6 protein-coding genes are annotated in these 25,778 nt (G+C 62.9%); all 6 read right to left on the bottom strand.

Going from position 1 to position 25,778, the window contains the following annotated elements; all coding sequences use genetic code 11:
• Positions 1-338: 338 nt before the first annotated feature.
• Positions 339-2,210, bottom strand: coding sequence for a S8 family serine peptidase (locus PAN08_RS03200; RefSeq protein ID WP_269790104.1), 1,872 nt, complete (start codon positions 2,208-2,210; stop codon positions 339-341).
• A 156-nt stretch (positions 2,211-2,366) separates the two neighbouring features.
• Entirely contained in the window at positions 2,367-8,918 is a 6,552-nt protein-coding gene (locus PAN08_RS03195) for an ESPR-type extended signal peptide-containing protein (protein ID WP_269790103.1), read from the bottom strand.
• A 586-nt stretch (positions 8,919-9,504) separates the two neighbouring features.
• Complete coding sequence (locus PAN08_RS03190) at positions 9,505-12,732, bottom strand: YadA-like family protein (protein WP_269790102.1); 3,228 nt, start codon at positions 12,730-12,732, stop codon at positions 9,505-9,507.
• Positions 12,733-13,470: 738 nt separating this feature from the next.
• Complete coding sequence (locus PAN08_RS03185) at positions 13,471-15,546, bottom strand: S8 family serine peptidase (RefSeq protein ID WP_269791150.1); 2,076 nt, start codon at positions 15,544-15,546, stop codon at positions 13,471-13,473.
• Positions 15,506-21,208 (bottom strand): ESPR-type extended signal peptide-containing protein, encoded by a 5,703-nt coding sequence (locus tag PAN08_RS03180; protein WP_269790101.1) that lies wholly within the window; start codon positions 21,206-21,208, stop codon positions 15,506-15,508. Before PAN08_RS03180 ends, PAN08_RS03185 begins: the two co-directional genes overlap by 41 nt.
• Before the next feature lie 464 nt (positions 21,209-21,672).
• Positions 21,673-25,569, bottom strand: coding sequence for a phosphoribosylformylglycinamidine synthase (purL, locus tag PAN08_RS03175; protein WP_269790100.1), 3,897 nt, complete (start codon positions 25,567-25,569; stop codon positions 21,673-21,675).
• Positions 25,570-25,778: the final 209 nt, after the last annotated feature.

Here is a 25,778-nt window from a genome sequence, read left to right as displayed (position 1 = left end):
GGACTTTAACAGTTCATCCCCGCCATTCGGGCGTAATGGCGGGTGGATATTCTGTCATCACGTCCAGCTTCACGGAGCATCTGCAAACGTCAGGTGGATTACGTTGTTTTTGTGCATGGACCCAACATCAGAGCCCAGGTACATCACTCGGGGTACAGCGCTTTGCCGCGGCAACACAGGCTTTGCCCGACGTACCACGGCGCAGCGTGGCCACGCGCTACCTGTGGCGACCGCCCGGGCTATTCGCTTCTCCGTCCTGCATAACGCTGGCGACGGTGATGCGTCCAAACAAAGAGCCCCGGCATGGCCGGGGCTCTTTGATGCTGCAGTGCGGTTTTTTACTGGCGCGCAACCAGGCTGACGCCCGAATACGGGGCCACACCCACCAGCTTGATGAAGTACGTGCCCGCCTTCGGTGTGGTGAAGCGCACCGTCTCGCTGTTGCCGGCGCGGGTGGAGCGGGCGTCGGATGAAGCGGTGGTCGGCTCGTTGTCGTGGCTGACATACAGCGACACGTCACCGGTGCCACCGTAGGTCATGAAGGTCAGCACCTTGCCGGCCTCGGCCTCGAAGCTGTACAGCACTTCATTGCCCGTGTTGCCTGCCAAGCCGGTGAGCGCCACCTTGTTGACCAGCGGTGTTGCAACCGGGCCGCATTCGTCCACTTCCGGATCGCACGGTGGCGTGGTGGCCTTGTCCAGCGCAGCCTTGATGTCGAGGATGCCGGCACCAATCGGCGTGGCGGCCGGAATGGCCACCGGGAACGGCCTGACCGTCGAGACGAGCAGGTCGCGCATCTGCGTCCAGGTCAGCGGCGTATCGACCACGCTTTGCACCATCGCCACGGCAGCGGCCACATGTGGAGATGCCATGGAGGTACCCACCATGCCAATCGGTCCCCATTCACTGGTCGGCCCCTGCGTACCGCGATTGGCTACCTGCCAGATCCAGCCGTTGTTGTTCTGCTCGGCGTTGCCGCCAGGCGCAGACAGGTCCACACGCGAACCGTAGTTGGAGTAGTAGGTCTTGCCGCCATTGAAGCCAGTGGCGCCCACCGAGATGACGTTGTTGCACGACGACATCGTGTAGCTGCCGGCATTCCCGTTGCTGTTGCCTGCCGCTACCACGATGATGCTGCCCAGCCCGATGGCTTGATTGATGGCGTCCTGGTAGATGGTCGGGCAGCTTGCCGGCCCGCCGCTACCCAGGCTCATGTTGATCACTTCTGCTGGCGTCTGGTTGGCCGGCAGGCCCGGCACGGCGCCGCCCGCAGCCCAGATGATGCCGTCGGAGATATCGCTGCCGAAGCCACCGCACGAACCCAGCACGCGCACTGGCATCACCTTCGCTTTGAACGCCAGACCCGCGACGTTGACGCCATTGTTGGTGTCCTGCGCGACGGTGCCCGAGACATGGCTGCCGTGCCACGAACTGACATCGGCATCATGCGGGTTGGCACTTGCCCAGCCGGTGCAGTAATCCTTCTCGACCCAGTCGCCCACATCCCAGCCACCGACAACGCGGTCGTCAGTGGCACGACGTGACACGCGCTTGTCGCTGATCATGTCGTAGCCGGGGATGACGCTGGTCTGCAGGTCCGGATTGCCCTGCGCGATGCCGGTGTCAATCACAGCCACCACCACGCCTTCACCCTGCGAGATATCCCATGCCTCGGTGGCGTTGACGCCACTGATGGCGTTGTAGAAGTTCCACTGCGCCGAGGTCTGCGGATCGTTCGGGGTGAAGCTGGGGGATACGGTGCTCATGTGCTGATAGAGGCGATCGATCTCCACGCTTTCCACGGCCGGGTTGGCCTTCAACTCACGGATGAAGTCGGCCGACTCGGCGGCATTGAGCGAGCGCGAGGCCTTGACGACGGCCCAGCCCGGGCTGCCCATGCGGCGCAGCAACGCGGCACTTGCGGCCGGACGCGCAGCCGAGCGGCCCATCGCAGGCACGGCGCGGTTCAGCCCCGCACGGCTGGCGGCAGCGCCGATCCCCTGATTGGCCTTGGCCGAATCACGCAGTTCGCTGGTACCGGCACGGTACTTCACGACGAAGCGGTAGCCACCCTCACCTGCGGCTGGCGCGGCACTGAGCGGACGCGTGGGCAAGTTACTGGCACCTGCAGCGGTCGCCATGGGAATACCGATTGAAGCCATCAGCACGACACCTGCGACTGCCACTCCAAGCTTGGTCTTCTTCTTCATGTTCGATCTCTCGTCTGGTGAAACAGGGATGGAACTCCATTGCTGCATTGCTTTGCCGTCCTGGCTCGCACCGGCTGCATCGGGGGATGAAACAACCGATGGTCACGAACCCGGATGCCCCCACCGCAGCGGACGGGGGCAAAACCCTTGCCGTGGTTACCAGCCGAAGCCGGCGCCGACGCCTACCGAACTGTCATCACTGGTGAACGCGCCACCGAAGGTGACCGTTGCGCGGTCACTGATCGCCCGCTGGTAACCCAGCGACAGTGCCGACTCGCCGCTCTGGAAGCCCACGCCTACGCCCACCCGGTTCTGGGTGCGCACGCCGGCGGCGCTGGTGGCCATGTTCAACATCGCCGCATTCATCGCGCCCTGTCGGTCGATACGGCGGTCGACATTGCGCAAGCGGTTGTCCATGTCATTGCGCAGACCGCTGAAGCTGTCCGTCAGGCTGCTCATCTTGCTGTCGGTGTAGCTGTTGGCCGAGGCGACGCCTTGGTCCAGCTGGCCCTTGTTGACCGCATCGGTTGCCTGCGTACCCGCAGCGACATTGGTGACCTGACGCTCACTGCCACTGCTGCCCACCGACACCGTGTTGGCACGATCGGCTACCGAGCCCTGACCCAATGCCACCGCACCCTGTGCGGTGACGCTGGCCCCCTGGCCCAACGCCGTACCCGATGCCGCGCTGACCGAGGCACCCTCACCTGCTGCCAACGCATTGGTTGCAGCAGCGGTGATGTGCGTATTGGCACCTACTGCCGTACTGCCGTCGGCATCGACGCGTGCATTGCTGCCCAGCGCCGTGTCGTTGGGGCCGTGCGCGTAGCTGTTGCCGCCCATTGCCGTACCGGTGACGTCGTTGGCTTTGGCCTGGCTGCCCAACACGGCACCTCCAGTGCCCCCAGCGGCACCATCGGTAGCGGCACTGGCCACGCGCGGTCCATTGCCATTGCCATTGCCATTGCCATTGCCGTTGCCATTGCCGTTGCCATTGCCGTTTCCGTTTCCGTTTCCGTTTCCAGCAATGCGGGTATTGATCGAACTGACCTGCTGGTCAAGCGCGTTCAATGCGGCGCCCACGTTGTTGTAACTACTGCCTTGAATCACATAAGTGGGTGCAACGAACATGCCCTGCATACCGACGCCCGCGCCGCCGCCCAGGAAGCTGGCCATGTTGCCCAGCGACTGGAACAGCTGCCCACCATTGATGGCCTGCATGCTGCCGGCGGCGATGCTGCCCGCAGCGACATTGTCCAGCGTGGTGCCCTGCAATCCGGACAGCGTCAACGTGCTGCGACTGGCGTCGTCGTAAGTCACCGCATTGGCGGCCACGCCTTCCACATCGCCGATGCGGCCGTCGATATCGTTCACCCGCGTTTCCACTGCACCTACGCGCTGGTTGGTGACATGCAGCTGGCCACCGGTGACCGCATCGCTACTGCCTTCGGCCACGCGGCCGTTGGCAACGTTGATGATGCGGCGCGTCGCGGGTCCGGTACCGCCCGGGCCCGCACCCACCGACACCACGTTGGCTTCGGTGGCGCGCGAACCCGCACCCAGTGCCACTGAATTGGCACCGGACACACCCGCACCGGAACCGATTGCGACGCTGTTGACGCCGTTGCTTGCAAACGCACCGTAGCCAATGGCCACACCATTGACGGCGGTGATCGAGGTCTGCCGTCCCAACGCGGTGCTGTTGGTTGCACGCGCCGAGGCATCTGCACCTACTGCCGTCGCACCGTTCGCATTGGCCAGACTTGCCGTACCCAATGCGGTGCTGCGTTCGGCACTGGCCTTTGCTCCGGAACCGGCAGCGATGCTGTTGCCACCGCTTGCGCTGGCTACACCATCACCGCTGGCCTGGAAGTACTTGTTGGTTTCACCCGCCAGATCCGCAACAGCATCGAGCTGGTTCTTGTTCACCGCGTCGGTACCTTCGGTGCCGTCCGCGACATTGGTGATCTGGCGTTCGGCACCTTCGCTGCCGACTGACACGCTGTTGTCGCGATCCGCCACTGAGCCTGCACCGAGGGCGACCGAGTTGGTGCCGCTGGCTTCGGAGCCCATACCGATGGCCGTGGTCTGCTGACCGACCGCCCAGGCATTGGCGCCTACCGCCGTTGCATCGTCACCAAATGCCCAACTGCCGCTACCAATCGCGACGGCATTGGTTGCGCCGATCCCGAACAGACCAAAGCCGGTTTCCGCACCGTCACCCATCGCCAGACTGCCCTCGCCGAGCGCGGACGCATTGCGCCCCACTGCGACGTTGCCGTCCTCGTATGCGGCCGCGTTGAAGCCAACGGCAGTCGTGCCCGCGCCTTCAGCCAAGCTCTGCGAACCGGTGGCGGTGCTGTAATCGCCCAATGCATTGGCAACGGCGCCGTTGGCGGTGGATTGATCACCGCTAGCCTGCGCACCAACACCGGTTGCGGTGGCAGCAAAGCCATCCGCATTTGCACTTGCACCGAGCGCGGTACCACCGACACCAGCAGACGTTGCACCGGTCTCCACCGGCACACCGCCGACGTTGATCAAGGCATCGCCGTTTTCATCCACCGCGTTGCCGCCGACTGCAACCGCACCCGGGCCGATGGCTTGTGCGTTCTGACCAAAGGCGGCTGCGTTTTGGCCTGCTGCCAGAGCATTCATACCAACGGCCGTTGCGCCATCTGCCACGGCATTCGCGCCGCTGCCGAAAGCCGATGCACCGTTGCCGATGGCATTGGTAGCCTCGCCTGCAGCAGTGGCGTTATCGCCTTCGACGTAGGCACCGGCGTCGCTGTCATCACTGCCGCTGGCCTGGAAATACTTGGCCACTTTTTGGCCTTCCTCAGCCACCGCAGCAACATCGTCGAGCTGCCCCTTGTTCACTGCATCGGTGGCTTCAGTGCCGTCCGCAACATGGGTGATCTGACGCTCGGCGCCTTCGCTACCGACTGACACGCTGTTGTCGCGATCCGCCACTGAGCCTGCACCGAGTGCAACCGAGTTGGTGCCGCTGGCTTCGGAGCCCATACCGATGGCCGTGGTCTGCTGACCGACCGCCCAGGCATTGGCGCCTACCGCCGTTGCATCGTCGCCAAACGCCCAACTGCCGCTGCCAATCGCGACGGCATTGGTTGCACCAATCCCGAACAGACCAAAGCCGGTTTCCGCACCGTCACCCATCGCCAGACTGCCCTCGCCGAGCGCGGACGCATTGCGCCCCACCGCGACGTTGCCGTCCTCATAAGCCGCAGCGTTGAAGCCAACAGCCGTCGTGCCCGCACCTTCAGCCAAGCTCTGCGAACCAGTGGCGGTGCTGTAGTCACCCAATGCATTGGCAACGGCGCCGTTGGCGGTGGATTGATCACCGCTGGCCTGCGCGCCAACGCCGGTTGCGGTAGCAGCAAAGCCATCCGCATTTGCACTTGCACCGAGCGCGGTACCGCCGACGCCAGCAGACGTTGCACCGGTCTCCACCGGCACACCGCCGACGTTGATCAAGGCATCGCCGTTTTCGTCCACCGCGTTGCCGCCAACGGCAACGGCACCCGGGCCGATGGCTTGTGCGTTCTGACCAAAGGCGGCTGCGTTTTGGCCTGCTGCCAGAGCATTCATGCCCACCGCCGTTGCGCCATCTGCCACAGCATTCGCACCGCTGCCGAAGGCCGATGCACCGTTGCCGATGGCATTGGTGGCTTCGCCTGCGGCGGTGGCGTTGTCGCCTTCGACATAGGCACCGGCGTCGCTGTCATCACTGCCGCTGGCCTGGAAATACTTGTTGGTGGTCGCAGCCACCGTAGCCACTTCATCCAACTGCGATTTGTTCACCGCATCGGTGGCTTCTGCACCGGCCGCGACGTTGGTGATCTGGCGTTCGGCACCGTCACTGCCCACCGACACGCTGTCGGCACGGTCGGCAACCGAGTTGGCACCCAAGGCCACACTGTTGGCGGCGACCGCCTCGGAATTTGAACCCAGTGCGGTGCTATCCACGCCACGGCTGGTGCTGTAGAAACCGACCGCCGTGCTGTTGGCACCGCTGGCCCAGCTTTCCGCGCCCAGCGCACTGGCATTGTCGCCCGGGGCGTAAGCGAAGAAACCGACGGCAGTTGCCTCGGTACCGGATGCTTCGCTCAAGGCGCCGGAAGCCAGCGCGTAATCACCCGAAGCGATAGCACCCGCGCCTACCGCAGTAGACGTTTCGCCGCTTGCCTGGGTATCCACAAAGATGCCAAAGCCCGGAATCAGATCCGCCGGGCCGCCGATGGCAACGCTGCTGGTGCCGGTGGCTGCGCTCTGCGTACCCACCGAGGTGCTGTAGTCGCCGACCGCACTGGCAACCGCACCGAATGCAGACGATTGCGCCCCGCCTGCAAAAGCACCCACGCCGGTTGCGGTCGAGGCAAAGCCATCCGCACTGGCGCTGGCACCCAAGGCAGTGCCGCCAACGCCGGCACTGGTGGCGCCGGTATCCACCGGTACACCGCCGGAAGTAATCAGCGGATTGCCATTGGCATCCACCGCATTGCCGCCAACCGCGACCGCTGCCGGGCCGGTGGCTTGTGCGTTCTGACCGAACGCTGCGCTGTTCTGGCTGGCCGCCAGAGCATTCATACCAACCGCAGTTGCGCCATCTGCCACGGCGTTCGCGCCGCTGCCGAAGGCCGATGCACCGCTGCCGATGGCATTGGTGGCTTCGCCTGCGGCGGTGGCGTTATCGCCTTCAGCGTAAGCGCCAGCGTCACTGTCATCGCTGGCCGTGGCAGTGAAGTACTTGGCTGCTTTCTGGCCTTCCTCGGCCACCGCAGCAACATCGTCGAGCTGCCCTTTGTTCACTGCATCGGTGGCTTCAGTGCCGTCCGCGACATTGGTGATCTGACGCTCGGCACCTTCGCTGCCGACTGACACGCTGTTGTCGCGGTCGGCCAGAGAACCCGCACCGAGTGCCACCGAGTTGGTGCTACCCGCTTCGGCTCCGGTACCGATAGCCGTTGTCTGCTGGCCGAAGGCCCACGCATTGGCACCTACCGCCGTTGCATCGTCACCAAATGCCCAACTGCCGCTACCAATCGCGACGGCATTGGTTGCACCGATCCCGAACAGACCGAAGCCGGTTTCCGCACCGTCACCCATCGCCAAACTGCCCTCGCCGAGCGCGGACGCATTGCGGCCCACCGCGACGTTGCCGTCCTCATACGCCGCAGCGTTGAAGCCAACAGCCGTCGTGCCCGCGCCTTCAGCCAAACTCTGCGAACCAGTGGCGGTGCTGTAATCACCCAGTGCATTGGCAACGGCGCCGTTGGCGGTGGATTGATCACCGCTGGCCTGCGCGCCAACACCGGTAGCGGTGGCAGCAAAGCCATCTGCGTTTGCACTTGCACCGAGCGCGGTACCGCCGACGCCAGCGCTGGTAGCACCAGTTTCCACCGGCACACCGCCGACGTTGATCAAGGCATCGCCGTTTTCGTCCACCGCGTTGCCGCCGACGGCGACAGCACCCGGGCCAATGGCTTGTGCGTTTTGACCGAAGGCAGCTGCATTCTGGCCAGCTGCCAGAGCATTCATACCAACTGCCGTTGCGCCATCTGCCACGGCATTCGCGCCGCTGCCGAAGGCCGATGCACCGTTGCCAATGGCATTGGTGGCTTCGCCTGCAGCAGTGGCGTTATCGCCTTCGACATAGGCACCGGCGTCGCTGTCATCACTGCCGCTGGCCTGAAAATATTTGTTGGTGGTCGCAGCCACCGTGGCCACTTCATCCAACTGCGATTTATTCACCGCATCGGTGGCTTCTGCACCGGCCGCGACGTTGGTGATCTGGCGCTCTGCGCCCGCATCACCGACAGAAACCGTGTTCTCACGTGCGGCCCAGGAGTTGGCACCAATCGCGACACTGTTGGCCGCTTCGGCTACGGCATTGGCACCCAGGGCGACACTGCTGTCCGCATCTGCCCAGCTGTTGAAGCCAATGGCGGTGGTCTCGTCGGCCACGGCCCACGCGCCATTGCCGAACGCAGAGGCACCGGTACCCGATGCTTTCGTGCTGATCAGCCCACCAAACGTGGTGCCGCCCACTGCGGTGGATTCCTCACCCGAGGCAATGGCCGATTCACCCACCGCCGTCGTGCTGGTACCCGACGCCGCGGCGCCAAGACCCATCGCCACACCGTAGTCACCGCTCGCCTCGGCGCCGTAACCCACGGCCGAAGCCAAATCACCCGATGCAACGCTGTAGCTGCCAACGGCGGTGGTACCGCGACCGGAAGCCTCGGCGCGGAAGCCATTGGCCAGCGCCTGCTGCCCGGCGGCAGTCGATTGCGCGCCCTGCGCGGTGGCAAATGCACCGGAGGCTTCAGCATCGTTGCCCAGCGCCACACTGCCTTCGCCCGAAGCAACGGTGGAAGCACCGATGGCCACGGCTTTGGCGCCGCTGGCCTGTGCACTGCCAGCGGTGGCGCACTCGGTCAGCCACGGGCTGGCAAGCACCAGGCATGGCGCGGAGCCACCCACTTCCACCGATTGGGCCTGTGCAAGCGGCGCCATCGCACCCGCCCCTATTCCCAAAGCAACTGCTAGCGACAAGGCCTGCAGTCGGTGCGAATGCGCATGGCGCTCGTCAACGACGCTCCCTGGCGAACTGGAGGTGGCCAATTCCGATGCCACCACCAACTGCCCCAATGCCTTGTTCCACACCTTGCGATAAATCCGATTCATCGTCACTGCTCCATAAAGTGGGCTGGGTTTCTTTGCCGCTCGCAGAAAGCGTCATCGCTGAGCTGAATGCGCCCAACGATCCCCCTGATGTGTTGTAGATCCCGCTACCCGGCCAAGCCGGGCACGTAAGGCTCACGTCTGTCGTGGCGCCCCCTTGCGTTCCATACGCATGGGTTTGCTACAGGATGGTTTGAGTGTTGAACGACCGTTCATCCAGCGTCAAGCATTTGACGTGCCGAGGCCATTTTGTGAAACAGCCCACAAAAAGGCTGCTTTTTGGATGGTCGTGGATGAGAAAGTTCTTACGAAACAATCCGATGTACCCGTCCAGAGGCAGAACAGTTGCAGCTTCCTGCCTGGGCAGATGACGGGCAAAAAAAAAGCCCGCAGACCTTGGCCTGCGGGCGTCTCACCACGATTTTTGGTTTCAGTCGAAATTTCTTCGGTCTCGCCTATTCAGCAAGACCATTCTTTTGCGGTGCGGGATAGTTGGCGCCAGCACGGCGCGTTTGAGCCATCGACAGCACCTGCTCACCTGCATGGGCGAACGGAGCCGCGTTCGCGGCCCCTTCGCCGACCGGTCAACTCACCAACCGAAGCCGGCACCCACACCTACCGAACTGTCGTCGCTGCTGAAGGCACCGCCGACGGTCAGCGTGGCGCGGTCACTGAAGGCGCGTTGATAACCTATCGACAGGGAGGATTCGCCACTCTGGAAACCCACGCCGACGCCGACACGATTCTCCGTCCGCACCCCTGCCATGCTCGTGGACATGTTCAACATCGCTGCATTCATCGCGCCTTGTCGGTCAATGCGGCGGTCCACATGCCGCAGACGCTCACCCATGTCGTTGCGCAGCACGTCGAAACGATCATTCATGCCGGACAGCTGGCTGTCGGTGTACGCATTGGCCGATGTGATGCCGTTGTCCAACTGTGACTTGTTGACCGCATCGGTGTCCTGGGTGCCTGCAGCGACGTGTGCAATCTGCCGTTCGTGGCCAGTGCTTCCAACCGAAAGCGTGTTGACACGATCAGCCACAGAGCCCTGCCCCAAAGCCACCGATCCGCTGGCAGTGACGTGCGCGCCCGAGCCAATCGCGATACCACCGCTGGCGCTGACAGCCGCACCGTCGCCCAAGGCAACTGCCGCGTCTGCGCCGGCACTGATCCGTGTGTTCGTACCGACTGCGGTCCCGCCCTCGCCAAGTACGTGCGCGTTGCTGCCAAGCGCGATTCCACTATTGCCTGCGACATGTGCGTCATCGCCGATGCCGATACCTGCTGCACCCGGCGCAATCACCCGGTCGCCCAACACAACACCACCGCCGTTGTTGCCGCCAGTACCGCCATCGGCAACACGCTTGTTGAGCGCCGATACTTCACCATCCAGCGCTTTCAATGCATCCCCCACCGTGTTGTAGCTGGCGCTTTGGATGACGTAAGTCGGCGCGACAATCACGCCCTGCATGCCAAGTACCGCGCCACTGCCAAGCGCACTCACCATCGCGCCAAGTGAGTCGTACAGCTGCCCACCATTTGTCGCCTGCATGCTGCCTGCAGCGATGTCACCCGCAGCGACGTTGTTGAGCGTGGTGCCCTGGGTTCCGGACAAGGTCAAGGCAGTGCGGTCGGCACCGTCATAACTCACCGCATTGATGGCCACACCTTCCACGCTTTCAATACGGGCATCGAAGTCATCCACACGCGTTTCCACCGTAGCGACACGCCGATTGGTTGCATTCAACTGGCTGCCATTGATCGCATCGGTGCTGTCGTCGGCCAGGCGCCCTTCGCCAACATTGACGATGCGTCGCGTCATCGGTCCATTGCTGCCGTCACCGCCGCCCACGGAGATCACGTTGTCCTCAAGTGCTTGAGATCCGCTCCCCAGCGCGACGGCGTTGCTGCCACTTGCCACTGCGCTGTTGCCAGCCGCCAGGCTGCCATTTCCCGACGCTATGCTGTTGCTGCCTACGACCAACGCGTTGTTGCCCGAAGCCACATTGGCGAAGCCGAAAGCGCTACTGTTTTCGCCATCGACCTGATTGAAATTTCCCACTGCCGAACTGTTCACGCCATTGGCGGTGTTCACGTACCCCACCGCGATCGCATAGTCGCCGGCCGCCACGTTGTAATTCCCCAGCGCGGTGCTCTCCACGCCACTTGCCAGTGAACCCACGCCAGCAGCGCTCGCACCGAATCCACTGGCTATCGCATCGTCGCTTCCATCCGCAGCGCCGTTGCTCTTGAAGTAGCGGCCGGTGCCACCCGCCACACCGGACACCGCATCCAACTGCGCTTTGTTCACCGCATCGGTGGCTTGCGTACCACTGGCAACGTTGATGATCTGACGCTCGGCATTCACCGCGCCTACGGAGATGGCGTTGTCACGATCCGCCACCGAACCCGCACCCAGCGCAACCGCATTGATCGCCGAGGCAACCGCGCTACGACCGATGGCGACGGCACCTGCGCCGCTGGCTATCGCATCGTCACTGCCATCGGCCACGCCCTCTCCCTGGAAATAGCGACCCGCCGCATCTGCAGTTTCGGAAACCACGTCCAACTGCGCCTTGTTCACCGCATCGGTGGCTTGCGTACCACTGGCAACGTTGATGATCTGGCGTTCGGCATTCACCGCACCCACGGAGAGAGCATTATCGCGATCTGCCAACGACCCCGCGCCCAGTGCAACCGCATTGATCGCCGAGGCAACCGCGCTGCGACCGATGGCAACAGCACCCGCGCCGCTGACCATCGCGTCATCACTGCCATCTGCCAAGCCTTCTCCCTGGAAATAGCGACCGGCCGCATCTGCGGTTTCGGAAACGGCTTCCAACTGTGCCTTGTTCACCGCAGCGGCTTCGGACACGACTTCCAACTGCAGCTTGTTTGCCGCAGTGGTTTCGGAAACCACGTCCAACTGCGCTCTGTTCACCGCATCGGTAGCTTGCGTACCGGCTGCAACATTGATGATCTGGCGCTCGGCATTCACCGCACCTACCGACACTGCGCTTGCACGATCCGCGACTGAGCCCGCACCCAGCGCAACTGCATTGACTGCTGATGCCATCGCCGCAGTACCCAGCGCAATCGCATTATCAGCAGTCGCGTGTGCGCTATCGCCTGCAACAAGACTGGCGTTTCCACTCGCCCTGCTGTTGCTACCGATTGCCAAGGCGTTGCTGCCCTCCACACTGTTGGAGAAGCCAAACGCACTGCTGTTTTCACCATCTACCTGATTCCAGTTACCCATCGCCGAGCTGTTCACACCGCCGGCGGTGTTCATGTAACCCACCGCACTTGCGTGATCTCCGATGGCCGCGTTGTAGGTTCCCAGTGCAGTGCTTTCCGCACCGCTGGCTTGAGAGCCCACGCCTGCAGCACTCGCTCCCACGCCATCTGCCTGCGCTGCATCACTGCCATCGTCAGCACCATTGGCCTTGAAGTAGCGGGCTGCCACATCCAACTGTGCTTTGTTCACTGCGTCCGACGCTTCAACCCCCGCCGCAACATTGGTGATCTGACGCTCACCACCTAGCCGGCCGACGGATACCGTATTGACACGATTAGCCACCGAGTTGTCCCCCAGCGCGACGCTGTTGGCTGCACTGGCAACGCTGAACGCACCGATGGCAACCGCATTGCTACCGCTGGCGCTGGCATTGCCTGTCTCAACGCAGTTCACCCTGGCCGCACCGGGAAGGAAACTGTTCAGGCACTGCGTAATGCCACCCATCGCCAGTGACTGCGCATGCGCCGGCATTGGAATGGACAACAGCAACCCCAGGCCAAACACAAGGGACGACACCCGCACCTGAGAGGTGCTTGAAACACATCCATCTTCCGCCGCTGTCCCTGTCGAAGGTGACGCAGCCCATTCCGACGTCAGCATCGGCCACCCCGATACCTCGCTCCAGATCTTGCGAAGAATGCAGTTCATCGTGCTCCCCTGAGTTGGATGGTTCTCGATCACGTACCCAAGAGCCACCTGACATCGGACTTCGCTCAGTGGGTTATGTCTGGCTTCCTTTCGTTGCTGCACCGGCATGGCTTCTGCCTGGGGCGATTTGAGTTTTGAGAGGCACTGTCTCGAACGTCAAGTTATTCACGAGCGGGTACAGATGCACGAGTACAGCGTAAAAACAGATGTTCGCGACGGTGTACTGAGCAACTAACCTGTTCCGAATCAGCTCTGTCGTTGCTACTTCAGGTACAGCAATGCACGCCAGTCAGAAACGCTACTCACAGGCAAAAAAAAGCCCGCAAGCGCTGGCCTGCGGGCTTCTTCAGTTTTCTTGAACGCAACTGAAACGATCGTGCGCAACGCCTACTCGGCGGCTCTCTATTGCAGCGTTGGAGATACCCGAAGCGACGATACGCCTTCGCCGACGCTCAACAGCTCCCTACCCCGTCTGGCACGCCCCGGAGCATTACCTTTGTGATGCATCACAAAGGTAGTGCCAACGGTGGCATGGCCACAGTGCGATGGAAAAGACAGATGAGAACCCCGGCATTACCGGGGTTCAGAAGTGCTTCAAACCAAGGGTTACTGGCGGGCAACCAAGGTCACACGACCATACGCGGCAACGCCTACCAGATTCACATAGTAGGTACCCGCTTTCGGTGCGGTGAAGCGCACCGTCTCGCTGTTGCCAACACGCGTGGATTTGGCGTCAAACTTCGTCGCGGTGGGCGCCGCATCGAGGCTGACATACAGCGACACATCGCCCCAGCCGCCGTAAGTCATCACCGTCAACACTTGGCCAGCCTTGGCCTCAAAGCTGTACAACTTCTCCTTGCCCCTTCCCCCAACCAGACCAGTCGCAGCCTCTTTATTGGTAAGGGGTGTTGCAACCGGGGCGCACGTTGCTGCACTCGGGTCACAGGACTCCTCGGTCGCCTTGGCCAGTGCCGCGTCAACGTTGAGAATGCCCGCACCAATCGGCTTACCTACGGGAATCGCCAGCGGAAATGGTGTGACGGTTCCTTTGAGCAAGTGACGCATCTGCATCCAGTCCAGCGGCGTCTTCGCTACGCTTTGCACCATCGCGGCGGCAGCGGCCACATGCGGCGAAGCCATGGACGTGCCCACTATCCCTCCCACTGTGGGTGAACCAGCGGACGGAGTGGTCGTGCTACTGCTGACCATTTGGTATATCGGGTCGAAACCCCAACGATCGCCACCCGGCGCGGCCAGATCAACGCGTGGCCCGTAATTGGAATAGACAGCCCTCGCTCCGGAACGCTCCGTAGCGCCCACCGAGATCACGTTATTGCAAGAGCTCATGGTGTAATTGCCTGCTACTGCGTTGCCATTTCCGGCCGCCACCACAACCACCGCACCCTTGCTATTGACGGCGTAATCCAAAGCATCTTGATAGATGAGGGGGCAAGCGTTTGGCCCGGAGCTGCCCAAGCTCATATTCAGCACTTCTGCCGGATTTTCATTGCGCGGCATACCGGGCACATCACCGCCGACCGCCCAGATCACGCCATCCGCAATGTCGCTGTCAAAGCCACCACAAGAACCGAGCACACGTATCGGCATGACCTTGGCATTGTGTGCCAGACCAGCCACGCCAATCCCGTTGTTGGTTTCCTGAGCAATGGTCCCGGACACATGGCTGCCGTGCCAACTGCTGTCGCGAGCGCTGTGCTTTTTTTCCGTCGCCCATCCGGTGCAGTAATTGGCCTCCGTCCAGTCCCCTTCATCCCAACCACCGGGCACACGTCCATCAGCGGCACGGCGCGAAACGCGGGCATCGGTGATCATGTCGTAACCGGGGATGACGTTGTTCTGCAGGTCAGACAGTCCTTCTAGGATGCCGGTATCCAATACCGCCACCACGACACCCTCCCCCGTTGAGCGCTCCCATGCTGCCGGGGCGCGCACACCAGAGACAGGATCGGACAGGTTCCACTGCCGCGAGGCGTAATCGGGGTCATTGGGAATCATCGTTGGGCCAACCGCACCAATCCGCATACGTATACGGTCCAGTTCGACGCTCTCCACCGATGGATTGGCACGTAGCTCACGCATGAAGTTGGCAGCCTCCTGCGCATCCAGATGCCGCGAGGCCTTGATCACCGACCAACCAGACACACCCATACGCCGCATCAGCGTGGCATTGGCCGCTGGGCGCGCGCTTGAACGGGCACTATCTGCAATGGCGTGACCAATACCCGCTCGCAACGCTGCTTGACTCAAGCCACGATTGAGCTGGGTGGCATCACGCAATTCCGGCGTAGCGTCACGGTATTTCACTACGAAGCGAAAGCCCCCTTCGCTCGGTGCAAACGCAGAACCTGCAGCGTTCAACTGCACAGGGCCAGCCCCTGCCGCATAGGCATGCGGCATATCCGCAACAGCCATCAACATCACACCAGCTACCGCCAACCCAAGCGTATGTTTCTTCATGTTCGACCTCTTCTCGTCATGCAACAGGAATGGAATGCAACGCTGCTTTGTTCTGCCCTTCCAACCTGGAGCCCCACCTGTTTTGCCACAGCAAGTTGCAGGCAGCCCCGGTTGAAAGCCCCTGCCCCTGCCGCAGCCGGCAGGGGCAGGAAGATCAAACCAATTACCAGCCGAAACCTGCGCCGATGCCGATGGAACTGTCATCACCACTGAAGGCGCCGCCCACGGTGACCGTTGCGCGGTCGCTGATGGCGCGCTGATAGCCAATCGACAAGGCTGACTCACCTCCCTGGAAACCCACGCCCGCACCCACGCGGTTCTCCGTGCGCAGGCCCGCCGCACTGGTGGCCATGTTCAACATGGCCGCCCCCATGGCGCCCTGACGATCCAGGCGACGATCGACCTGGCGCAGACGCTTGTCCACGTCACCGCGCAGCCCGCTGAAGCTGTCGTTCAAACCGCTGATCTGGCTATCGGTGTAGGCATTGGCTGATGCGAGGCCGTTGTCCAACTGCAACTTGTTGACCGCGTCGGTGGCCTGCGTACCGGCTGCAACGTTGGTGATCTGTCGCCCGCCGCTGCCTGTTCCCACCGAGACGGTGTTGGCACGATCAGCAACTGCACCCTGCCCCAGGGCCACGGCACCTTGCGCAGTCACCATGGCCCCTTGTCCTATCGCCGTGCCCGATGAAGCTGTGACACTGGCACCTTGGCCAATCGCTGTACCGGACGAGGCGATAACACTGGCACTTTCGCCGACTGCAACCGCGTTGGTGGCTTCTGCAGCGATCTGCGTATTGGCTCCCACTGCGGTGCTGCCATCGGCATTTACGCGCGCGTTGCTGCCGATCGCGGTGTCATTCAACCCGTGGGCATAAGCATCGTTGCCGATACCCGTACCGGCGGTATTAAGTGCGGTGGCATCGTCTCCCAGCACTACACCGCCACGCCTGGCACCCAGCACAGCCGTACCGCCAGCATCGCCCGCTATAGCACCGCTACCACCGACCAGCGAGTTGATTGAAGTCACCCGCATATCCAATGCAGCCAGTGCATCGCCCACGTTGTAGTAGTTGGATCCCTGGATCATGTAGCTGGGGGCTATGAACATGCCTTGCATGCCCAGCGCCGCACCACCGCCCAGCAAGGCAGCCATCGAGTTCAATGACTGGTACATCTGGCCACCGTTGATGGCCTGCATGCTTCCTGTACCAATGAGACCGTCGGTCACGTTCTCCAGGAGGGTTCCCTGCAAGCCGGACAAGGTGATCGCATCCCGGTTGGTATCGTCATAGACCACCGCATTGGTGGCGACACCTTCAATGGTGCCGATACGGCCATCAATATCGTTGACACGGGTTTCCACCGCGCCTACCCGTTGATTGGTGACATGCAACTGGCCGCCGTTGACCGCATCGGTACTGCCTTCGGCTAAGCGGCCCGCCCCCACGTTGATAATGCGGCGGGTTGCCGGCCCAGTGGTGCCGTTGCCGCCGCCTACTGAAACCACATTGGCTTCAGTCGCCCGCGAACCTGCACCCAGCGCGACCGAATTGGCTCCGGACACACCGGCGTTGGCGCCGATGGCGATACCGTTGGCGCCGCCGCTGGCAAATGCACCAAAGCCAACAGCCACACCATTGACTGCAGTGACGGCAGTCTTGCGCCCCAGTGCCGTGCTGTTCGCAGCACGTGCAGAGGCATCCGCACCCACGGCGGTTGCACCGGTTGCACCGGCCATGCTGGACATGCCCAGCGCCGTACTGCGTTCGCCGCTTGCCGTCGCCAACGGACCGGCCGCAACACTATCGGCACCGCTTGCCACCGCCACACCGTCACCGGTGGCCTGGAAGTACTTGCTGGTCGTGCCCATGGCGCCAACAACCGTATCCAGCTGCGCCTTGTTCACTGCATCGGTACCTTCCGTACCCGCCGCCACATTGGTGATCTGACGTTCGGTACCCACATCACCCACCGACACCGTATTGGCGCGGCCAGCAATGGAGTACGCACCCAGAGCCACTGCATTATTGGCATTGACCTGTGATGCCACACCCAGCGCCATGCTCTCCTTCCCGACTGCTCTGGCGCGATTGCCCAGGGCTACCGAGCCCTCTCCCATGGCGGCTGCATCCACACCCAAGGCCATCGTGTTCCGGCCCGATGCGTCTGCACCTGCACCCATTGCCACCGCACTGTTGCCACTGGCCGCGCCGCCATGACCGATGGCGATAGCATCCTCGGCCAATGTTGAAGCCGCATCACCCAGCGCCAAGCTGTGGTCACCTGATGCCACGCTATTGCTGCCAATCGCGGTGGCGTTGTCACCGGCAGCAACGTTGTAGCTGCCTACTGACGTGCTGTCCGCGCCGGTTGCCTGCGAGCCAACACCGGCAGCCGTTGCACCGGCACCACTGGCCACGGCATCGTCACTGCCATCGGCCAGGCCGTTGGCGGTGAAGTAACGCTCCGTGCTGTCGGCAACTTCGGAAACAACATCCAGCTGCGACTTGTTCACCGCGTCAGTGCCTTCGGTACCGGCGGCGACGTTGGTGATCTGACGTTCGGCACCGGCATTACCTACCGATACCGTGCTTTCACGGTCCGCTATCGAGCCGGCACCCAGTGCCACCGAGTTGGTGACACCCGCCTCTGCGCCCATGCCGATCGCAGTGGACTGCTGCCCAAACGCGACGGACTCAGTACCGACGGCGATAGAGTCGTCGCCGAACGCCAGGCTTCCACTGCCAATGGCAACTGCATTTGCGGAACCGACTTCCAGGTCGACATTGCCGGTTTGGGCACCATCACCAATCGCCAGGCTGCCTTCACCCAGCGCCGAGGCGTCACGACCCACCGCCACGTTGCCATCGTCATAAGCAGCGGCATTGAACCCCACTGCCGTGGTCCCTTCACCCGCGGCCGAGCTCTGCGAACCATTGGCCGTGCTGAAAGCACCCTGCGCGGTGCTCACCGCACCAGTCGCGGTGGACTGATCCCCTTCAGCAATCGCCCCTACGCCCGTCGCAGTCGCACCGAAACCGCTGGCAATGGCGCTGGCGCCCAATGCGGTTCCGCCTATGCCGGCACTGGTCGCGCCAGTGTTGACCGACACCCCATTGTTCGTAAGAAGCGCGCCGCCAGACTGATCCACCGCATTGCCACCCACGGCCACCGCGCCGGGGCCCGTAGCACTTGCGTTCTGGCCAAAAGCAGCACTGTTCTGGCCGCTGGCCAGGGCATTCATGCCGACCGCCGTCGCACCATTCGCAACGGCGTTGGCAGCGTTACCGAACGCTGAGGTGCCATTGCCGATTGCGTTGGCCGACTCGCCGGCGGCAGTTGCACCATCACCCTCCACATATGCACCGGCATCACTGTCAGCGCTGCCCGAGGCCTGGAAGTACTTACTGGTGTTGCCGGCCACCACTGCGACTTCATCCAGCTGCGACTTGTTCACCGCGTCAGTGCCTTCGGTACCGGCAGCGACGTTGGTGATCTGACGTTCGGCACCGGCATTACCTACCGATACCGTGTTGTCACGGTTGGCGATTGAGCCCGATCCCAGCGCTACGCTCTTTGCTGCTTCCGCTTGAGCACCATCACCGAGTGCGAGGCTGCTTTCTGCGAGGGCACCGGCACCTGCGCCCAGCGCCGTGCTGTTCTGGCCATTAGCAGCACTCAACGAACCCACGGCCGTGGCGTTGTCTGCGCCAGCCAAGGCGCTGTCACCGACCACCACGCTGCCTGCACCGGTGGCCATGCTGTTGCTGCCGATAGCGACCGCATTGGCGCCTTCGACAACGTTGGCAAAACCAAACGCGCTGCTGTTGTCGCCATCAACCTGGTTGAAGTTACCCACGGCCGAACTGTTGAGGCCATTGGCGGTATTCACATAACCCACCGCGCTGGCGTAATCACCGGCAGCAACGTTGTAGCTGCCTACTGACGTGCTTTCCGCGCCGCTTGCCTGCGAGCCAACACCGGCCGCCGTCGCACCGGCGCCACTGGCCACTGCATCGTCGCTGCCATCGGCCAGGCCGTTGGCGGTGAAGTAACGCTCCGTGCTGTCGGCAACTTCGGAAACAACATCCAGCTGCGACTTGTTCACCGCGTCAGTGCCTTCGGTACCGGCAGCGACGTTGGTGATCTGACGTTCGGCACCGGCACTTCCGACCGATACGGTGTTCTCACGATCGGCAATCGAGCCCGATCCCAACGCCACGCTCTTTGCTGCTTCCGCCTGAGCACCATCACCGAGTGCGAGGCTGCTTTCTGCGATGGCACCGGCACCGGCGCCCAGCGCCGTGCTGTTCTTGCCATTAGCAGCACTCAACGAACCCACGGCCGTGGCGTTGTCTGCGCCAGCCAAGGCGCTGTCACCGACCACCACGCTGCCTGCACCGGCCGCCGTGCTGTTGCTGCCGATAGCGACCGCATTGGCGCCTTCGACAAAGTTGGCAAAACCAAACGCGCTGCTGTTGGCGCCATCGACCTGGTTGAAGTTACCCACGGCCGAACTGTTGAGGCCATTGGCGGTATTCACATAACCCACCGCGCTGGCGTAATCACCGGCAGCAACGTTGTAGCTGCCTACTGACGTGCTGTCCGCGCCGGTTGCCTGCGAGCCAACACCGGCAGCCGTTGCACCGGCACCAGTGGCCACGGCATCGTCGCTGCCATCGGCCAGGCCGTTGGCTGTGAAGTAACGCTCCGTGCTGTCGGCAACTTCGGAAACAACATCCAGCTGCGACTTGTTCACCGCGTCAGTGCCTTCGGTACCGGCAGCGACGTTGGTGATCTGACGTTCGGCACCGGCATTACCTACCGATACCGTGTTGTCACGGTTGGCAATCGAGCCCGACCCCAGCGCTACGCTCTTTGCTGCTTCCGCCTGAGCACCATCACCGAGTGCGAGGCTGCTTTCTGCGATGGCACCGGCACCGGCGCCCAGCGCCGTGCTGTTCTTGCCATTAGCAGCACTCAACGAACCCACGGCCGTGGCGTTGTCTGCGCCAGCCAAGGCGCTGTCACCGACCACCACGCTGCCTGCACCGGCCGCCGTGCTGTTGCTGCCGATAGCGACCGCATTGGCGCCTTCGACAAAGTTGGCAAAACCAAACGCACTGCTGTTGTCGCCATCGACCTGGTTGAAGTTACCCACGGCCGAACTGTTGAGGCCATTGGCGGTATTCACATAACCCACCGCGCTGGCGTAATCACCGGCAGCAACGTTGTAGCTGCCTACTGACGTGCTTTCCGCGCCGCTTGCCTGCGAGCCAACACCGGCAGCCGTTGCACCGGCACCACTGGCCACGGCATCGTCGCTGCCATCGGCCAGGCCGTTGGCTGTGAAGTAATGCTGCGTGCCTTCAGCAACACCGGCGATGGCATCCAGCTGGGATTTATTTACCGCGTCGGTGCCTTCGGTACCGGCGGCGACATTGGTGATCTGACGCTCGGCACCGACGTTACCTACCGATACGGTGTTGTCACGGTCGGCAACCGAGTTGGCTCCCAGCGCAATGCTGGAATTTCCCGAAGCAATGCTCGCGGCGCCAATGGCCACGGCATTGGTGCCGGCTGCCTGCGCGTCACCGGCGATTGCACAATCCATCAATGTGGCGCTGCCCAGCACCACACATTGCGCGCTGCCGCCGATCTCTACCGGCTGCGCGCTTACCGCAAAGGTTCCTAAGCCCGCCCCTAACCCCAGGGCAATGGCAAGCGACAAGGCCTGCAAATGGTGGCTGGACGAATGCCGCTCATCAACCACCACACCGGACGAATCGGATGATGCAAGTTCCGATGCCACCACCATCTGTCCCAACGCCTTGTTCCAAACCTTGCGGTAGATCCGATTCATACATTGCTCCTGAGTGGACTGGGTTTTGTATTTGCGAAGAAGTCACCCCACCGAGACGGCGGAAGCCCCCCACTGGGGCCCGGCCGGGCACGGTGTTCCTGGTTCCCTGTGTTACTGGGCGCACTGGGCTTTAGCCGGTTGGCGGACGTCGCTCTAAATCCCCTTGCATTGGCGATGTCTGCAGGACGGAGCGCAGTTGAAGACAGCGGTTGCAGTGACGTCAAACTTCTGACTGTCCGCAATACAGTTGTTATGTGCGTCACAAATCCCATAATCAAATGAGATGAAAAGGATTAGATTTGTGGAATCAACACTGTCCATTCGTCACTGGGTACAGCGCAGCGGGGACGCGTTGGCAGCGCGAAAAAGCCCAAAAAAAAACCGCAGGCCTTGGCCTGCGGTTGTTTTCAAACTTTTTTCAGTTCAGCTGAACTTTTCTTTCCCGGCGTCTATTCAACCACCGCTTAGCCACACCAAACGCGCGCATTGCGGAACATCCGCAGCCACGGCGAGTCTTCGCCCCAGCTCTTCGGTGCCCAGCTCAGGTTGGCCGTCCGCGGGGTGCGTTCCGGGTGCGGCATGAGGATGGTGACGCGGCCGTCGGTGGTGGTCAGGCCAGTGATGCCGTCCGGCGAACCGTTCGGGTTCAGCGGGTACTGCTCGGCCACGCGGCCGTCGCCATCGACGTAACGCAACGCGATGCTGGCCGCCGCCTGGTCCACCGCGGTATCAAACTCAGCGCGGCCTTCACCGTGCGCCACCGCCACCGGCAGGCGCGAACCGGCCATGCCACGCAGCAGGATCGATGGCGATTCCATCACTTCCAGCAAAGCCGTACGGGCCTCGAACTGCTCGCTGCGGTTACGCAGGAACTTCGGCCAGTGTTCGGCACCGGGAATGATGTCCTTGAGCTGGCTCATCATCTGGCAGCCATTGCACACGCCGAGTGCGAAGGTATCCGGGCGTGCGAAGAACGCAGCGAACGCTTCACGCAGTGCGGGGCGCTCCAGGATGGACGTTGCCCAACCACGGCCTGCACCCAGCACGTCGCCGTAGCTGAAGCCACCACAGGCAGCCAAACCACGGAAATCGGACAGCTGCACGCGGCCTTCGATGAGGTCGCTCATGTGCACGTCGTACGCATCAAAGCCCACACGCTCGAAGATGTTGGCCATCTCGATCTGGCCGTTGACGCCCTGCTCGCGCAGGATCGCCACCTTTGGCCGTGCGCCGGTGGCGATGAACGGCGCAGCGACATCGTCAGCAGGATCAAACGCCAGCTTCGGCTTCAAACCTGACGCATTGAAGCTGCGTGCGATAGCGCGCTCCTGATCGGCCGCTTCCGGGTTGTCACGCAGCTTCTGCATGGCGTGCGTCACCGACCACCAGGCATCAAACAGCTCTTCCCAACGCCACTCGGCCAGACTCTCGCCGCCCAGCTGCACGCGCACCATGGGTGCGGTGGTTGGGCGCGCAATACGCTGTGCACATTCGGTCAATGCATGACGCTCGACCAGGTCAGCGAACGCTGCGCGGTCTTCCTTGGCAATCTGCACCACGGCGCCGAGCTCTTCGTTGAACAGGCTGCGGAACGGATCATCACCCCAGGCATCGAGCACGATATCCAGGCCTTGGCGCGAGGCGAATGACATTTCGCACAACGCGGCAAACGCGCCACCATCGCTGCGATCGTGGTACGCCAGCAACAAACCGGCTTCACGCGCATCGCGGATCAGCTCGAAGAAGCCACGCAGCAGCTGCGGGTCATCCAGGTCCGGCACTTCACCGGCAAAGGCCGGCAACGCACTGTGACCGGCCTGGGTCTGCGCCAGGATCGAACCGCCCAGACGCTGCTTGCCAGCGCCCAGGCCAATCAACCACAACTCGCTTTCGGTATCGCGGTCGAGCAGCGGTGTGAGCTGCTGGCGCGCATCGGCGACCGGCGCAAACGCGGTGATCACCAGCGACACGGGCGAAACGCTTTTGTGCATTTCGCCGGCACCCGCAGTCTCTGCAACAACCCACTGCGCCTGCATCGACAGCGAGTCCTTGCCCACCGGGATGCTGATATCCAGCTGCGGGCATAGCTCCATCCCCACGGCCTTGACTGCGTCATACAGCAGCGCGTCTTCACCGTTGTGGCCGCAAGCGGCCATCCAGTTGGCCGACAGCTTCACCGTGTCCAGCGACAGCACCGGGGCAGCGCACAGATTGGTGATGGCCTCACCCACTGCCATGCGTGCCGACGCCGCAGCGTCCAGCAGCGCCAACGGCGTGCGTTCGCCCAGCGACATCGCCTCACCGGCATAGGTATCAAACCCTGCCAGGGTGATGGCCACATCGGACATCGGCAGCTGCCACGGACCAATCATCTGCTCGCGCGCGGTCAAACCACCCACGCTGCGGTCACCAATCGTGACCAGGAAGCTCTTCGATGCGACGGTCGGGTGCGCCAACACGCGCAGGCCTGCAGCATGCAGATCGATACCGTCCGTCTTCAGCTGCGGCCAGCGCGGCGCGGCGGGATGCAGGGTGTCGCGGTGCATCTTCGGCGCCTTGCCGAACAACACGTCCATCGGCAGGTCGATCGGTGCATCGGCCGGGATGTTGCCCGGCGTGGCGCCATAAGCGACCACCAGGTGTTCTTCCGTCGTGGCAATACCGACGGCGGCAAACGGGCAACGCTCACGCGCGCAGATGGCACTGAATTCGGCCAGACGCTCAGCCGGAATACCCAGTACATAGCGCTCCTGCGATTCGTTGCACCACAGTTCCAGGGGCGACAGCGACGGGTCGTCGGTAGGCACCTTGCCCAGGTCGATCACACCACCCACGCCGGAGTCGTGCAGCAGTTCCGGGATGGCGTTGGACAGGCCACCGGCACCGACGTCATGGAAGAACTTGATCGGGTTATCGGTGCCCATGGCCACGCAACGGTCGATCACTTCCTGACAGCGGCGCTCCATCTCCGGGTTGTCGCGCTGCACGCTGGCAAAATCGAGGTCTTCGGCGCTTTCGCCCGAAGCCACCGACGACGCCGCACCGCCACCCAGGCCGATCAACATCGCCGGGCCGCCAAGCACGATGACCACGTCACCTTCCTGCAGCAGCAGCTTGTCCACCTGCACGCGGTCGATGGCGCCCAGGCCACCGGCCAGCATGATCGGCTTGTCGTAGGCGCGGGTAATACCGTCTTCCGGCAGCTCGAAACTGCGGAAGTAACCCAGCAGGTTGGGGCGACCAAATTCGTTGTTGAACGCAGCGCCGCCGAGCGGGCCGTCGAGCATGATGTCCAACGCCGGCGCCATGCGCGGGTTCAGCGCGCGCGGCGCTTCCCACGGCTGCGGCAAGGTCGGAATGCGCAGGTGCGAGACCGAGAAACCGGTCAGGCCGGCCTTCGGCTTGCCGCCGCGACCGGTTGCGCCTTCATCGCGGATTTCACCACCGGCACCGGTCGATGCGCCGGGGAACGGGGCAATCGCGGTCGGGTGATTGTGGGTTTCCACCTTGATCTGGAATGCACTGGGCACCACCGCTTCGCTGCGGTACTTGCCGGTCGCCGGGTCCGGGCGATAACGCGCGGCCGGCTCGCCTTCGATCACCGCAGCGTTGTCGCTGTAGGCGCTGAGCGTGTGCTGCGGCGTCTGCTGGTGAGTGTTCTTGATCATCTTGAACAGCGAGCGGTCCTGCTCGCGTCCATCAATGGTCCAGCTGGCGTTGAATATCTTGTGGCGGCAGTGCTCGGAATTGGCCTGCGCGAACATCATCAGTTCAACGTCGGACGGATCGCGGCCAAGCTCGCTGTAACGCTGACGCAGGTAATCGATTTCGTCGTCGGCCAAAGCCAGACCCAAGCGCTTGTTGGCCGCCTCCAAATCACCCAGCGCGATGCGCTCAAGCTGGCCACGCGCCAGGCTGGTGAACAACGCCTGCGCCTGGTCGATGTCTTCCAGCAATGACTGGGTCATCGGATCGTGCAGCAGCTTGGCCACGGCGGCCTGTTGTGCCGGATCGGACGGCCAACCGCTCAGGTCGATGCGTGTACCGCGTTCGACGCGCTGGATCGGCAAGCCGGCACCGCGCACCAGCTCGGTGGCCTTGCTCGACCAGGGCGACAACGTACCCAGGCGCGGCACCACATAACGCGACACCGCGCCGTCAGCGCGTTCGGCCGCTTGTGGTTGGCCCTGCACGATGCGCCCCAGCGTGGTCAGGTCGACCGCGCCGGTATCGGCAGCTTGGGTGAAATAGACGTGCCAGGCACCGGTGATACGCAAATCGGCGGCGATGGACTGCAGGCGGGATTCAAGACGTTCGCGGCGGAACGGCGAAAGGGCAGCTGCGCCCTCGAGGACGATCATGTCCGGGAGACCATGGTGGGAATCGGGCCCGGCATTGTACCGGAGTCCGTCGCCAGGGCCCTGTTTCCTGTCCAAGGCGGTTTTGGCCCGCGCAAGCCAGCGGCAGCAGGCTGCGCCCGCGAACCATATGAAAAGCAGCATTACATTCTGCCGCCGCTATCTTCAGCCGTGCCGGCGCCGCTGCCTTGGCCCGACAGCCAGCCCCCATC

This window comes from Stenotrophomonas sp. Iso1, from assembly GCF_027497995.1.
GTDB lineage: Bacteria > Pseudomonadota > Gammaproteobacteria > Xanthomonadales > Xanthomonadaceae > Stenotrophomonas.
The sequence above is the reverse complement of the archived record's forward strand: the minus strand, read 5'-3'. Positions and strand labels throughout refer to the sequence as shown.

What these genes read in the sequence shown, in the direction of transcription:
- PAN08_RS03200 (WP_269790104.1), bottom strand. Translation starts at nt 2,210, where the DNA reads ATGAAGAAGAAGACCAAGCTTGGAGTGGCAGTCGCAGGTGTCGTGCTG.
- PAN08_RS03195 (WP_269790103.1), bottom strand. Translation starts at nt 8,918, where the DNA reads ATGAATCGGATTTATCGCAAGGTGTGGAACAAGGCATTGGGGCAGTTG.
- PAN08_RS03185 (WP_269791150.1), bottom strand. Translation starts at nt 15,546, where the DNA reads ATGACAGTTCCATCGGCATCGGCGCAGGTTTCGGCTGGTAATTGGTTT.
- PAN08_RS03180 (WP_269790101.1), bottom strand. Translation starts at nt 21,208, where the DNA reads ATGAATCGGATCTACCGCAAGGTTTGGAACAAGGCGTTGGGACAGATG.
- purL (WP_269790100.1), bottom strand. Translation starts at nt 25,569, where the DNA reads ATGATCGTCCTCGAGGGCGCAGCTGCCCTTTCGCCGTTCCGCCGCGAA.